General features: G+C 34.4%; 10 protein-coding genes. 8 read left to right on the top strand and 2 right to left on the bottom strand.

Translation table 11 applies throughout. From position 1 onward, the window contains the following. Positions 1–25: 25 nt before the first annotated feature. The 6 genes from BW942_RS18860 to BW942_RS18835 all read left to right on the top strand — a co-directional run bounded on the left by BW942_RS18860 (position 26) and on the right by BW942_RS18835 (position 7,244). A complete protein-coding gene (locus tag BW942_RS18860; RefSeq protein ID WP_000333575.1) occupies positions 26–1,654 on the top strand; it encodes a M16 family metallopeptidase in 1,629 nt (542 codons plus the stop codon). A gap of 1 nt (position 1,655) precedes the next feature. Then, positions 1,656–3,329, top strand: coding sequence for a M16 family metallopeptidase (locus BW942_RS18855; protein WP_000649940.1), 1,674 nt, complete (start codon positions 1,656–1,658; stop codon positions 3,327–3,329). Beyond that, a complete protein-coding gene (locus BW942_RS18850) occupies positions 3,329–4,156 on the top strand; it encodes an MBL fold metallo-hydrolase (RefSeq protein WP_000271588.1) in 828 nt (275 codons plus the stop codon). Before BW942_RS18855 ends, BW942_RS18850 begins: the two co-directional genes overlap by 1 nt. Next, positions 4,153–4,830 (top strand): O-methyltransferase, encoded by a 678-nt coding sequence (locus BW942_RS18845; RefSeq protein ID WP_000033675.1) that lies wholly within the window; start codon positions 4,153–4,155, stop codon positions 4,828–4,830. Before BW942_RS18850 ends, BW942_RS18845 begins: the two co-directional genes overlap by 4 nt. 225 nt (positions 4,831–5,055) lie before the next feature. Beyond that, on the top strand, positions 5,056–5,835 hold the full coding sequence (locus tag BW942_RS18840) for a hypothetical protein (protein ID WP_000096242.1): 780 nt from the start codon (positions 5,056–5,058) through the stop codon (positions 5,833–5,835). Further along, the gene (locus tag BW942_RS18835; RefSeq protein ID WP_001252402.1) at positions 5,835–7,244 is read left to right on the top strand and encodes an N-acetylmuramoyl-L-alanine amidase family protein; all 1,410 of its coding nucleotides are present in this window, start codon (positions 5,835–5,837) and stop codon (positions 7,242–7,244) included. The genes BW942_RS18840 and BW942_RS18835 overlap by 1 nt, the downstream gene beginning before the upstream one ends. Positions 7,245–7,616: 372 nt before the next feature. On the opposite strand, the gene BW942_RS18830 is transcribed toward BW942_RS18835, so the two are convergent. Beyond that, positions 7,617–8,723 (bottom strand): LIC10774 family surface protein, encoded by a 1,107-nt coding sequence (locus tag BW942_RS18830; RefSeq protein WP_000221043.1) that lies wholly within the window; start codon positions 8,721–8,723, stop codon positions 7,617–7,619. A 1,459-nt stretch (positions 8,724–10,182) separates the two neighbouring features. On the opposite strand from BW942_RS18830, the gene BW942_RS18820 reads away from it, so the two are divergent. Beyond that, positions 10,183–11,361 (top strand): LIC10775 family protein, encoded by a 1,179-nt coding sequence (locus BW942_RS18820; protein ID WP_002081726.1) that lies wholly within the window; start codon positions 10,183–10,185, stop codon positions 11,359–11,361. Positions 11,362–11,364: 3 nt separating this feature from the next. Beyond that, entirely contained in the window at positions 11,365–12,195 is an 831-nt protein-coding gene (locus tag BW942_RS18815; protein ID WP_000575342.1) for a hypothetical protein, read from the top strand. Between the two features lie 1,559 nt (positions 12,196–13,754). On the opposite strand, the gene BW942_RS18805 is transcribed toward BW942_RS18815, so the two are convergent. Beyond that, on the bottom strand, positions 13,755–14,730 hold a 976-nt coding region (locus BW942_RS18805), incomplete at its 5' end, for a DUF1561 family protein (RefSeq protein WP_244552892.1).

Raw genomic sequence — 14,730 nt, 5'->3', positions numbered from 1 at the left:
GCCTTAAAGAGGAAAGACTGTAGCTATGTGTTTTATACTAGGGATTCTTAAACTCTTTATAGTTTGTTTTAAAGTTCAAATTTTCCATCACAAAAAAAGCAGCAAGGTTCTTATAATTTTAGGAATCTACCTTTGTATTTCAAATGTTTCTGTTTATGCGGACACTGCGATCTTTTCCGGTTTGAAAAAATCTTTAGAAGAAAAGACCAGAACCTTTCAAATGGAAAACGGACTGAATGTTTTGATGATGAAACGGGAAGATTCTCCCACCATCGCCGTCTATACTAAATTTTTAGTTGGTTCTGCCGACGAAACTCCAGAGATAGCTGGTACGGCTCATCTTTTAGAGCATATGCTTTTTAAGGGAACTAAAAACATAGGAACCACAAACTATGAAAAGGAAAAACCTTACTTAGAACAGATTGCCGTTTGGGGAAAAAGGTTGGATACCCTAAGGCTGAAAGAACTGGAAATGAAAGAAAAAGGAGAAGAACCTTCGGATGAATTTAAGAATCAAATTGAAACTTTGAAAAAAAGGTTTTATTCTCTTTTGGAACTACATCGTAAATTCGTAATTTCTAATGAAGACAATTATATTTATTCTAAAAACGGAGGAGTAGGATTTAACGCATATACTTCGAACGACGTTACGAACTATCAGATTCTTCTTCCTGCAAATCGTTTAGAAATTTGGGCCAAGTTGGAATCGGATCGATTGAAAAATCCTATATTAAGAGAATATTATACAGAAAGGGACGTGGTCCTGGAAGAAAGAAGGATGCGTGTCGAAAACAGAGGTCTTGGGATTTTAAGGGAAAAATATTTAGATGCAGCGTTTCCAGAAGGACATCCGTATCGTATGCCCGTAATCGGCTATGAAAAGAATTTAGGTTTTTTAGATTTGGAAAAAACGAAAACGTTTTTTAAAAACTACTATGACCCGCAAAGAATGGTGATCGCGATAGTTGGTTCTTTGGATTTTGATAAAACGGAAAAAATACTACGTAACTATTTTGGAGATTTAAAAAAAGGAAGTCTTCAACCCTTGAAGAAAACAACTCAGGCGGGATTTAACGGATCTAAATTTGTTTCCGTGGTTCATCCGAGTACTCCTTCTAAAATCATTGGTTTTCATAAACCCGCGTTTCCTCATCCTGACGACGCCGTTTTTAGCATAATCGATACTTTGCTCGCCGAAGGAGAATCTGGAAGACTTTATAAAAAACTAATATTAGAAAAACAAGTCGCACAAGGAGTGTATTGTTGGAACGGAGATCCTGGAGATAGATTTTCTAATCTGTTTTCTATCTACATTACAAACAATCAAAACGCGGATCAGAAAAAAGTGGAAAATCTAGTCCAAGAAGAATTGGATAAGTTAAAAACGGAACTGATTACTTCGGAAGAATTATTTAGAATCAAAAATCAAATCTTAGGTGGATACTTGCGCGCCTTGGACGACAACGGAAAACTTGCAGACGTCCTTTCGCTCTATCAACTGTTATACGGAGATTGGAGAGAACTTTTAAGAGGTTATGAGGAATTAGATACAGTCACTCCAGAGGACGTACAAAGAGTAGCAAAAAAATATTTTGTACCCGAAAATAGAACAATCGCGGAACTGAATCCTCCCGCAAAAGGAGCAGGTAACTAAGATGAAATGCTTAAAAGACGTCATGGTTTATCAAACGTATAATTTAGAACTATTAGAAAAATATAATTTTGTTTTTTCTAGATTTTTAAGTTATAAAGATCGATTTTTGAATTTGTATTCTAGGTTTTATTTTTTACCAAATAGATTGTTTAATTTTTTTCGAAAAAGATTTTTGTTTAAAAGAAAGTCTTTCAATCTGCGGATGGGGTCCGATCTGAAAAGAATCGGTTTAAAAATAAAAAATTACTATAGTAGAATATTCTATTATTCTATTTTACTTTTTATTTTTGCGACTTCTTTTTTAGAAGCTGCTCCCGGAGATTTTGTAAAAGACGTAAAAATTCCTCCCCTCACTTTTGAATTTCCAGAAGTGAAAGTTTTTGGTGTTGGAAAAGGAACGGAGGTTTATTTTTTACCGGGAGAAGAATTCCCTCTCAGAAATTTAGAAATTCATATTTATGCAGGAGTTTTGTACAACCCGAATCTTCCTCCCGAAGTTCCGGAACTTTTTGTTCAAGCTTGGAAACACGGAGGAGTTCCTTCAGCGCCAGGAAGTAAGTTTATAGAAACTTTAGAAGGTTACGGAGCCAAAATTGATACAGACGTAAATTCCGAAAAAATTATATTCACGATTTCTTATCTTTCTAGATTCGAAAAAGAAGTAGTTCCTCTGATTCGTGAATTTATTACCTCTCCGTTATTAAACGAAGAAGGTTTTGCGGTTGCAAAACTCAACTTAGAGGAATCGATCAAAAGAAGAAACGATAAGATTTCCGATATTGCTTATCGTAAAACCGCAGAACTTGTCTATAAAGGAACCGTTTTAGGTAAAAGTGTTGAGTTGGATTCTCTTGCAAAAATCAACTCTAAGGATATTAAAGAATACTTTGATAAAGCCGTTTCTACTTCTAAAAGAATCGTTCTACTTACGGGAGATTTACAAAAAGAAGAAGCAGAACTTTTGATCGCTTCTATTTTACCTTTGAGAGAAAATTTTCGTAAGGAAACTTCAGTAAAAATCGATACACAAATTTTAAAGAAAAATTTGGATTCTCTTTCCTTTCAAGTTTTAGGTGTGGATAAAGAAGCGACTCAAAGTGTAGTGATGATGACCGGAATTCTTCCTGCACATAGAGATCCTGATTTTTATGCAATTCAGTTGGCGAATTATATCATCGGAGGTGGAGGTTTTAGTTCTTATTTGATGCAAAAGATTCGTTCTGATCGAGGACTTGCTTATTCTTCAGGTAGTTCTACTCATTTTGAGAAGGATTATGGAGTGGTCTATTTTACTACTCAGACAAAAACTTCTACGACTAAAGAAGTCTACGATCTGATGCGTGAGATCCTAAGTGAAGAAACGATTTCTAAAATTACAGAAAAGGAACTGGAATCTGCAAAACAATCTATCGTCAATCGGTTTATCTTTCAATTTGTAGATAAGATGGGAATTCTTCATAACTTTCTTCGGTTTCAAGAACATGGTATGCCAAACGATTATTTAAAAACGTATCGAGATAAAATTCAAGCAGTTACGTTAGGCGATCTTAAAAGAGTAGGAAAAAAATATTTTGTAAGCTCTTCTGTTAAAACGATTTTGACCGGTCCAAAAAACATTACAAAAGGTTTAAATGAATCCGTAAAACACATTACGCCAGAAGAAAGGATTCCTTAGTGTATTGTAAATTTCAACATAAACAGTATCAATTCGAAGGGATTTCGGAGGGAGGTATTCGTACTTCCTTGTATCTTCCTTCCTTAAGTTTGATGTTTGACATTGGGGCTCAGAATCCTAATCGGATTCATCTGGATAATTTGTTGTTGACTCATTCTCATTTGGATCATTCCTGCGGATTACCTTATTATATATCTCAAAGGTCTTTGAGAAAACTAAAATCACCTAAAATTTTTGTTCCAGCTCCTTTAAAAGAACCGATGCAAAAGATTTTGGATCTTTATTCTGAGATCGAAAATTTTACTTACGCATATGAACTCAATGCGGTAAGCCCGGGAGATAAAATCGATTTAGATTCAAATCATTTTTTTTCTCCTCATCAAACTTTTCATAGGGTTCCTTCTCAAGGATATACTTTGTATCAGAAGAGAAAAAAATTGAAAAAGGAATTTCAATCTATTTCTCAGAACGAACTCAACCAAGCCTTAAAGGAAAAAATAGAAGTCTCTGAGTTGAGTGAAATTCCGGTGATCAGTTTTTCGGGGGACACAAAGATAGAATACGTTTTGGAACACGAAGACGTTGCAAACTCTAGTATTCTATTTATTGAATGTACTTATATAGATAACGAACGAAACGTGGCTCAGGCAAGGGAATGGGGACATACTCATCTGGATGAGATCTTAAATAATCTTTCTTCGTTTAAAAACGAAAAAATTGTACTCATTCATTTTTCAAAACGTTATTCGGTTTCTTATATCCGAGAAGTTTTAGATAAAAGAATTCCGAAAGAAGAACGACATAGATTTCATCCGTTTTTGCCGTGAGTAAAGGAAGTCCTCCCGGCAAATACGGGACCTCGATTTTTCTGAACGGTCTGGAAGAGAAAATAGATTCCGATTTGATTCCACGTCCGATTGAAATTTTATTTCAGATGGAAAAAGAGGCCGCCGAACTAGGCGTTCCGGTTTTAACTCCTGCTTCTGGAGCGGTTCTTCGTTTTTTCGTGGAAAATGAACAACCAAAAGAGATCTTAGAATTAGGAACAGGATACGGTGTTTCTCTTTTTTGGATGGCTTCCGGTTTAAAAGTAAGTTCTAAGATTGTCTCTTTAGAAAGAGAGATCAATTATATTACTAAAGTTCGTTCTTATTTGGAAAAACATCCTTTTGAAAATTTAGATATTCATCTTTTAAAGGTTCATTGTCTTCATTATCTCAAGGAAATTTGTGGAAATCCCAATGTTAGTTGGACCGCCAAATTTGTGTTTGTCGATTGTGATAAGGTTTTGTATCCTGAAATTTTTCGGATTCTGAAACGTTTACAACCGGATACTGCTGTGTTCGATAACGTTCTTTGGCACGGTAGAATTTTTGACCCTTCCAGACAAGCTCCTTCGGACAAGGCGGTGAGAGAATTTTGGAATGAGGTTCAAAATTCGAATTTAGCGTATACACTTTTTCCAGTCGGAGACGGTCTACTTAAGATTCGATTTAAGTGACAGAACAAGGTAAAATCGCTCACGTTTTTCTTTCCGGAGGTAATAGAAGGATCGAGATATACTGAGGTACATTAAGATTGTATTATATTCCGTGAGATATGAATTTACAATTCAATCCTTTTTCTCCCGTGAGTAAAGTGAAGTTCGTCTCTATTCAATCCTCTGAATACAAAATACTAGTTGCGTTTTAAAACACTGTGTTATACTTCCGTGCAGGAGATTCGCATGTCATCTAAATATTTTCGATTTTTTATTTCAGTTTCAGTTTCAGCTTTATTCTTCTTGACGTTTTCCATTTCGGCTCAAACAAACGCATCCAAAGAAGAGGCTAAAGGTAACGAGCTTGCAAGTGCGATTAACGATCCTAAATATCAAGGGGATTATCTGGAAGAATTCCATTATGCGAGAACTCTGGATTCTATGAAGGAAAAAGTGAAAAATGATATTCACGCTCTCGCAACTGTAACAAAAAATTTTGGTTCCAACGTTCAAGGTTCAAATGAAGATTTAAACTCGATCTGGAAACAATATAACGATGCGCTTCATTATTATTATAGAAGACAATATGTGGTGGCCGGAAGAAAAATGCGTGAAACCACTGAAAGTATGGATAAACTCTATACTAAGTTTTCGGATCATTATAATAAAAGAACAGATCAGCTTTTGGGAGAATGTGCAGATACGATCGTGAGCGTGGAGCAAACTCAGAATAGTTCTACCCAGTCTGCTTCGGCTCGGAGCAGAGAAATTTCTGCAAATCATCATAAACTTCAGATCGCTTACTATCAAATGATCCAGGCAGACAGGATGCGTAGGGATTCAAGATATAAGGATTCTTTAATGCACTTTCGAATTGCAAAAGAATATGGGATTTCAATTTTGAGCAATCTCAAACCCGAAGAGGAAAGTAAAAACATTCGTGAAAAATATAAAATAGATTTAAGCGATAATCGAAATATGGTCTATTCCGAAGTTTCGGATAATAAGGACGCTCAGAAAAAATAGTGAGGCGTTTTCAAAACTTTTTTTCGGTTCATAATTCTATCTTTTTAATCTTCCTGTTTTCAGGATTGGTACTGTTGGCCGGTCCTGAAAAAAAAGAAACTTCGGATTCTAAATCAGTTTCTAAATCTCCGCTTAAAACTTTTAAAATAATAATCGATCCTGGACATGGAGGTTTGGATCTCAAACCTAGGGAAGACCACGGAGACAAATACGATCCAATTTCGGATAAATATTTGGAACTTTATAAGGCCGGAGCTTCTTTTAAGGGAACTAAAGAAAAAACAATCGTATTAGAACTTTCTAAAGAACTAAAGGAGATTCTAGATCTTACGAAAACCGAGGAAGGATTTAAAGTTTTTCGTTCTTATATGAAATCGTTTACCAATGAAGATTTACCTTGGATTCAAATCGATTCTGTAATGACCCGAAACGAAAACGCGGAAGAAAAAGATTACTCTTTAAACGAGGATCCGAATGCTCCGTATCGTCTTTTTGATTATCCAGATAAAAAAAACAAACAGATTCAACTTGGAAGGATTTCGTTTATCAATCGTGAAAAACCGAACTTAGTAGTTTCTCTTCATCTCAATCCGAGTTATAAAGAGCACCCTGGTGGAATGGCGGCTGTGCTTACACCTTCTTATCGAACTTTTTATGTGTTAAAGGGAATCAGCGAAGGCAAATACGCAAAGGAGAAGTTTGAAAATTCTCCTTGGAAAGATTGGATGGTTTTTAAAGAAGGTTGGTCCAAATTAGAAAATGCGATCGCGGACGCTTGGATTTATTTTCACGGATATTGGCCTAATCAAAGTGGTAAAAAAGCCGACTTATCTGCATTTGAAGGTTATCGCCAAAATATGGTTAGTTGGAAATACAAGGATCTTCCCGGTTGGGAAGAATTAGCAAAGGTTGGTGGAAGAGGACAATATTCTAAAACTCATAAACACTTTGTGGCGGAAGGAAAATTTTGGGAAAGAGAAAAGGCTGCCCCTGAACTTTGGAGAAGAGAAGATGGTAGGGAAGGTTTTGGAGGGGATAATCATTATGCTTCTGCGGAGTTGATGAGATTTGTTCAATATGGACTTCGAAAAAGAAAAACCGAGGAAAAATTTCCAGAACCGGGCCCAATCAACAAACCTTATCTTTCTACATACGCGTTACCTACTTTTATCAATGCTATTTCAGCTTATTTAGAAATCGGTTATATAGATAAAGAAAATGATATGATTTTGATGACAAAACGTAAAAAAGACGTTGCGATTTCGCTTGCAGCTGGAATTTATTCTTTGGTTCACGGAATGAGAATTAAAAAACAAAATTATCCCTATGTTCCGGTTGGTAAAAAAATCAATTGGAAACGTTACGAAAACAGAAAAGAAGGGAATTACTTTCAAATTGTAAGTGAGTGAAGATACTTTTTTACATTCCATAAACTTGCCAATGAATAGACTAACTTTAGGAATCAGATTAAAATTAGGTTTATAGAATGTAGTAGTTTCCTGATTCTTCGTGATAGGATTACGATTTTATAGACAAGTCGTTTAACATTTAGGTTGGCAGTTTTAAACTTTAGAAAGTGAATTCGAATTTTTTCTTTCTTTATGAATTTCATTTTTATCGGAAGATTCTACTTTAAAATGAATTTTCTTTTTTTGTGCAATCAACGATTTCACTTCTTTATCAATTAACTGTTATCGTTAAACTCGTGTTTTATGAAACGAAGATATAAAAAACTTTTTTGAAAATCCCCCTTTTTGAAAAACAAAAAAGGGGAAATTTTTTTACTGACACGCTCCCGTTGCAATTGTATATCCATTTGTACGAAGAATGGTAACACTATAGTTGCTGTTTATAATATCCACATTTGGTTGTAAATCCGATACCGTGGGAGGGGAGTGATCCCATTTGTTATTCATAGCATATAAGGTTTTCCCTGGCTGATTACTTCCAATATGTAAATCGCAATTTGAATTGCAGGAAAGAATATTGTTTCCCACGCTTCCGGCACTCCCTCCTCCAAAATCCAATCCATCTGCGTTAGTCAACACTCCAATTAGGTTTTGAGAAATGATGTTGTTCTCTATTCTGCTAGGTACTCCTTCCACGGATCCAGGACCATCGATTCCTCTTATGGCAGAAGTAATTTTATTTCCAGTAATGATATGACCTCCTCCGCCTTGAACGAGATTATGGATGTTTAAGTTAATTCCGAGGGCAGAAATTGTATTGTTCCGAATCGTTGTTCCAGCATCTTGTAAAAATACTGCCACACCCTTAAGGGGACCTTCCATAGGATTGGAATATGTATTCTTAATTTGGAATCCTGCAATGATTGTTAGGCTTTTACCTGTTATCGTATTAAAACGAACATCATTAGTGGATGTGGGGAATCCAGAGATCAAAGTAGGTCCTACTCTAGGAAAAGATCCCGAACCGTGATACCCTGTAGATTGTTCGCCGCCAACCATACCTTTACCTAATTCGTCTCCAATGAGTTGGACTTCGTCAGGTACAATAAGTGGAAAACGTTCTCCGGAAGCAGCATCATAGGTTCCGGGTGCGACAAAGATGGAATCTCCAGCTTTAACTAATGATAACGCTTTGGTGATTGTTTTGAAGGGTTGGTTTGACGTCCCCGGATAAGAATCCATTCCTCCCACTGAATCGACAAAGTAACTAACGTTATATACGGTGATAGAGGATGAATTTTTTTCATGATCAAGCGTAAGTTTTAATAGTTGTTGATTAAAAACTCCTGAAAGAACTGAAGAAGATTTTTCGGATTCTTGGTTTTCTGTGACACACCCGACCAAGAACATGAATAGTGTAATTGAAAGAATTTGTTTCATTTTTTTTCCTGAATTCGAAATTTTGATAATATAAGTCATAATTCAACAAATAAAATAATAAACGTGTTAAAAATGTGAAATATACGCTATATATTAAAAAAATATGTTTTAACTATTTGGGTGTAGAGAACTTTTATAAAATAATTTTTTTTGAATGACAATCGCAAAACAACGATTTCATGAAGATAAAGAATGTAGAAAGGGCTTTAAAATGTAGAGAGTAAGTGAGTGATACTTGAACTTCGTAAAAACTAAAAAAATAGAGGAATGAAAAAATAGAACGAATAAAAAATGCATGCAAAAAATAGAATATAATAAAAACGATTAGCTTTACAAAGAGTTTGTCTCAAAACCTTAAAGAATTTTACGCGATAACTCTTTAGAAATCTTTAATAAAATGTAGTAGTTCTTACAAATTAGGTGCATTTAGCAATTTGCAAACTTTCGAGCTGTTTTAATGTCGTTAAATTTTCGTAGTAGTGGACGGTTTGGGGACAAGTTCTAAATTAATTCTCTATCTGTTTCTATTTTATGTAAATCGGCAATTGAAGCAGTTTTGTTAATCGCCACTATGAAATTTTTCAACAACTCTATTCATTTTGACTGTTATCAATTTTTTCATAATTTCAGATTATCTAAATTTATTTTAAAAGTTTATTGTCTCAAATGAATCAGATCACCTCTTTATTTATCTTTTATATTCATTAAAATAATTGATTTGCTTGCTTGTAGGATAGATAAGATATTGAAGGTTATATCTTTCCATCAATCTAGATATTATCTTGTCGTTAATTTACTCTAAATAGTATATAGCTATATTTTGATGTAACTATTTGTTTGTGCATATTTTAACTTGAGTTCTTAAAGGAAGTAGGAAATTCATTTTATAAAATAGAGATCTCTATTCAATCTAAAAAGAATGATGTCCAATCAAATTTAGGTATGAAACTACTGTTTTACGGACATCAATTGGATTAAAAATTCATTGAATAGAGGTTGGTTCTTTTAAAATAGAGTTGTTGAAAAATTAATTCGCCATCGATTTCCGTTGTATGGAAACTGTCGATTGAAGTAGTTTTGTTAAACTCCACTATAGAATTTTTCAACAACTCTAATATTATTAATCCCTATAAAATTGAATGTTGAAAATGTTCATCATAAAGAACTGTTTGAATGTGAGATATTGGGTGTTCTATTATATAGTTTTAAGTGGCAAAATTTTAATGTATCATGTTCAAACGATTTAAAAATGATAGTATACTTTTAAATACTCCTAAAATGAAAAAGTGTAATCGAAAAAAATCGCTTTTTGTATTTTACAACCTATAAAAACTGTATGTCAGCGTAAAATATTATACTCGGACTACTAAGGGCAGGTTTCATAACTAATAAATTGGATTTAATTCTAGGATTTTTATAGTGAATGGACTTTTTCTGGAGAATGTGATTCTTTTTTCATAATATAAATTTTAGATTCAAATATAGATGGTGGATACAGTTGTATCAAAAAATTAGAATATTCAGTTTTTTAAGCATATTAACTCTTTTGCTTTTTTTTCTACCGATATTGGCACAAATGCAAACGGAAACTTATTTCAATCAACTTTTGGCCCAAACACAAACTATAGTTTCTGATCCTTTACTTCGAGATAATTGGTATGAAGATCAAGAAAAAGAAGAAGCTATAATCTATAACAAAGTAATGAAATACTTTCGACCTAATGCCCACTTTGTTTGGAAAACTGATTTATACGGAAGAAACTATAAGTTTTACAAGGACGGAAGAGTAGAGTTTTTGGTGGATCGGGATTTTAGGGAAGTGTTTCCAGATGTTTCCGAATTGGACGTTCATATAAGCGAGGCAAAAGTAATGGCAGAACTCGGTGAACCGTATTCTGCCATTCGTTTATTAAAAGGAGTCGGACTTTGTTATCGATTTCAATTTGGAAAACTTGTGCCAGAGGGATACAAGACCGCGACGGAAGAATTGAGTCGGCTAATCAAACACATGGCTCACAAAAAAATGGACGTGGATAGTCTTACGGATCCGTATGGTTGCGTAAAAAAGAATATTCTAAAAATTGAAAGCGACCAGTTTCGATTTTCTTTAGAAACTACAAACAATTGGAAACATTTTTTCCCCGAATTGCAAACTCCAGAGGGTGGAACCGAAGGGGATCATGTTTGGAAGGTTCGAAGATTTTATCAATCGATTGGAGATGATGAATTGGCAGAAAACAAAACTCAGACTTCTGCCAAAACGAAAAAAATAGAAAATAAAAGTGAAGAAGAATGGGAAAAAATATATCGTTCCCAAGCCGAAAAATTTCTTAACTACAGACCAGATAGAATTCTATTTACGATAGGACTTTCTTATCATCCGGTTGCGGCGATTTATACTTCTAAAAATTATTTTCAACTTTGGGATCTCAAACGTGGAATCAATCCTAGAACAATTCGAGAGACAAATTTTAGAAGAAAAAAGGAAGATGATTCTTATACGACTCGTTTTGAAATTTTTCACAGAGATGGAAGAAAGGTTCCTATGATTATTTTAGAAAAATATTATTTAAGAGAAAATCGTGGACTTTTGTTTTCCGTCTCAGGGCCGGAAGCGCAGACGGATCAAATTCGTCAAATCTGGTTGCAATTGAATCAAAAACTTATCGTCGAATGAATCATGATTTTTGCTCTCGTAAAAATTGGAGATCGTCCTTTTCCACCGGAACCATCTCCGCAAAATTTAACCTGGCAGTTATTGTTGATTGGGTTTGGTCTTGTAAATGGAATGGCGCTTGTATTCATACCTCTTGGAATGTATGGTTCTGTTTTTTTTACGATTATTTGGCTTTTATTTTTATTTCTTCCTTTGCTTTTTTTAGTCATCCGTCTCAGCACAAAATTTGGTAACCTTCTCTACATTGCATTATTTTTAAGTCTTCTGTCGGCGGGGGTTTCTTCTCTTTATATCAGTCATACTATAGGATTTTTTTTAGGAATTCCTGTAGGAAAAAACATGGATCTTTCACAAGGCGGTGAGTTTGGAAAAAATCGAATTTTAGTGTTTAGAGAAGTAAAAATTCTTCCAGACTATATCTCTTCTAGATCTGCCATTAGCAAGTCAAAGGCGGAGCCACAGCTTACTAAGACGATTTACTTTCATGTTGCTCCATTAGTTTCGTCAACTTGGAAAAAGGGTGATCCAGTTCATGTTTGGGTCGCTTGTGAAAAAATGGAACTTCCGACTTGTAATTGGGGAAGTTCTGTCTTTTTTTGGGGTGAAAATTTAAAACATCATTCTTTATATCCTTATTACAAACTTTCTGTTCAGGACGCGGGAAGAATCTATAAACTTACAGTTTCGGAATATCCTACAATTTTTAGGCCGATCGCAGATCCAGAAAAGAAACTCGTTCGAGCCGGAATGTATGGGCTGTCTGGACTTTTTTTTCTTAATTATTCTTGGTTCATTTGTATCTTTTTAGGTCAGTTTTTTGAAAAAAGAAAATGAGTTTTTAATTTATATTTTTTGAATATTATATTTTTTTGTAAAAGTCTTTTTTTCAAAAATTTAAAGTATTATTTTTTATACATTTTTGTAGCAAAAGAATAAAACCTTTATTAAATAAATTTTTATCCCAACGTTCTGTTTGAGTAAAAGTGTTTATTGTTTTGTTATATGGTTTTGGGTGAAACCTTTATTTTTAGGTTTTATAGAAAGGTTCTGTGAATCCAAAAAATCATGAGAGTTGTTAAAAAATCAATTCTCCATCGGTTCCCGTTGTATAGAAACGGTTGATCGAAATAGTTTTGTTAATCTCCACTATGTTTTTTTTAAACTCTATTAGAAATAAAAAGTTACAATAACAGATTTTGTAGTAAAAATTTGCGGTACTGTTTTTTAGAAATTATAATAAGATTTTATCCCAAAACCTCAAAGAATTTTATGCGATCATTCTTTAGAAATTTTTAATAAAGTACACTAGTTCCTACAAATTAAGTCTCATTTAGCAATTTGCGAACTTTCGAGCAGTTCTAATTTCGTTAAATTTTTGTAGTAGTTCCCACATTTTTGTGAAATCTTCATCTTTTATTTCTTAAGGGCAGTTCAAAAAGCTTAGTATTTCGCTTTTATGGATGCTCAACAGACTTTGAGACAAGTTTTAAATATAAATCAATTAATGTAAGAGTTCCTACAATTTTAAAATTTATCTGTAAAATCTCAGGTTTGTGGTAGTTCCCACAGAACCGTCGTTTAGGCAAATTATAGCTTTTAAACGGACTTTATTTTAATGTGAGTTCGGTATAACAACATGAAAGCAATTTTTATTTAAACCTAAAACGTGATCCATAAAGAGCCATCACCCAACCCCACAAGTTGAATAGGATTTTAGAATCAAAATGAACTAAAGCAGAACGGGCTTTCTATGGATCGCCGTTCTGGGCTTAAAAAGGCACATTTTTCAAGTGTTCCGACAAGAATGAGTCTTTTTACTTGCAAAAAGTATGTTTTTCTGATAAAGAAAACCTCCCCCACCCAAAAATAGGGAAAACTCAACACAACGGCTCTCTACGGATCGCGTTGTGGGAACTAAGTTTTACAGAAGATTTTGTCGTAATTCCGACGATAGATCTTGAGATCCAATTATTTGTGGGGTTGGTGATGATAAAGAGCGTTTTGCTGAGTTTAGGGAGCAACGTCTGAGTTTTTTATTCACCAAGATTTTTTTACGTTGAACTCACGTTACTTTAGAAAAATTGAAATTAAATACGAATCGTTTCGAAAGTTATTGGAGGCAAATCGGCATTTTAGATATTTACTTTTGTATTGTGATGAGTAAGGTTTATTCGGAGACTTCTAAAAAGGACTTAATTTATTCATTAGGATTTACTTCTTTATCAGATGTAAAATTAAATCCTCTTTTTTGTTTGATAATACCGATATTGCAACAGTAATAGAATAAGATCCTTGACTATTCTTCATAAAGTTGACGCTGATTTTGTATTTGTGAACTTTCCATCTACGGTTTTTTCTGTGGTTACATCCAGGAAGCGTCTTCGATCACTGACTTACATCAATGTGCATCTACCTCCCGAGCACTGATTTACTAATGTACTGATTGGATATCGTCCTGTACCTCTTCTATCTTCTCCTTCTCCACTACAATCCCTATTAGAGATCATGAAATCAAAAATATTATTGTAAATCCGATCTAATCGTATTGTGATAAGTCTCAGTAGGGGTCTACTTGGTATTTCTAGATTACTGATTACCTGGAACGGATCCGTGGTGGGAGTTAAATAGAGCCTATAGACATTCAATGGCAGCCCAGACCAATTCGTTGGAATTACTACTAACCCTTGAGAGGTTCTAAGAATTGGAACGGCATGCCATATTAGAGTTCTTGCATATGGACTATATCGCAACATTAACGCCAACCAAACACTTCCGGCGGGAGAACCTATAAGTGATCTTATATGAGATAAAATTTCAGATCGAGTGGTAAATTCACGAGAGAGGATCCAGTTGTATTGAGGTAACATAATCCGAGCGGATGCTAATGTTAGTAGTCTAGTTGTGCTACCGGCAGAACCATATACGTTAGGTACATTTACTAACAACGCGTCCAATTCCGGATAACGTTGTCTAAACGAGTCAAAAGGATCTCTATTAGGAGCTGTGTCGAAGAAGTAACCTCCACCCTGAATTGGTCCGTGAGAATGATACTCCTGAAGTTCTGCCAACATCTGGAAGGTATGAAGTAAACAAACTCCGCATATACCGTGTATCTGTACCTCACCTGCAGATAAAGTTGAATTTGTTATATCATAAAGTCTTCTAATCCATTCCTCGGTTAATTGAAAGCCCGGTGGTAAATTCCTTTTTATTGTTATATTATGATTTTCTTTCTTACCAGCTGGACAATACTGATCTGTCTTTCCAAGATTACTTGCTGTGTAACGGACCCAATTTAATAAATTTCTATCAACGATAAATAGAGAAGTCGGGTTATAGGTTGTATCCTTTTTCAAATAAGAAAGTTTA

Origin of the sequence: Leptospira interrogans (assembly GCF_900156205.1) — a bacterium.
Taxonomy (GTDB): domain Bacteria; phylum Spirochaetota; class Leptospiria; order Leptospirales; family Leptospiraceae; genus Leptospira; species Leptospira interrogans.
Note: the sequence above shows the minus strand (reverse complement) of the source record. Positions and strands in the feature narration are given on the sequence as shown.

Bases quoted from the DNA above. Each gene is read 5' to 3' on its own strand.
- BW942_RS18840 (WP_000096242.1), top strand. From the start codon at position 5,056: ATGTCATCTAAATATTTTCGATTTTTTATTTCAGTTTCAGTTTCAGCT.
- BW942_RS18860 (WP_000333575.1), top strand. From the start codon at position 26: ATGTGTTTTATACTAGGGATTCTTAAACTCTTTATAGTTTGTTTTAAA.
- BW942_RS18815 (WP_000575342.1), top strand. From the start codon at position 11,365: ATGATTTTTGCTCTCGTAAAAATTGGAGATCGTCCTTTTCCACCGGAA.
- BW942_RS18830 (WP_000221043.1), bottom strand. From the start codon at position 8,723: ATGACTTATATTATCAAAATTTCGAATTCAGGAAAAAAAATGAAACAA.
- BW942_RS18855 (WP_000649940.1), top strand. From the start codon at position 1,656: ATGAAATGCTTAAAAGACGTCATGGTTTATCAAACGTATAATTTAGAA.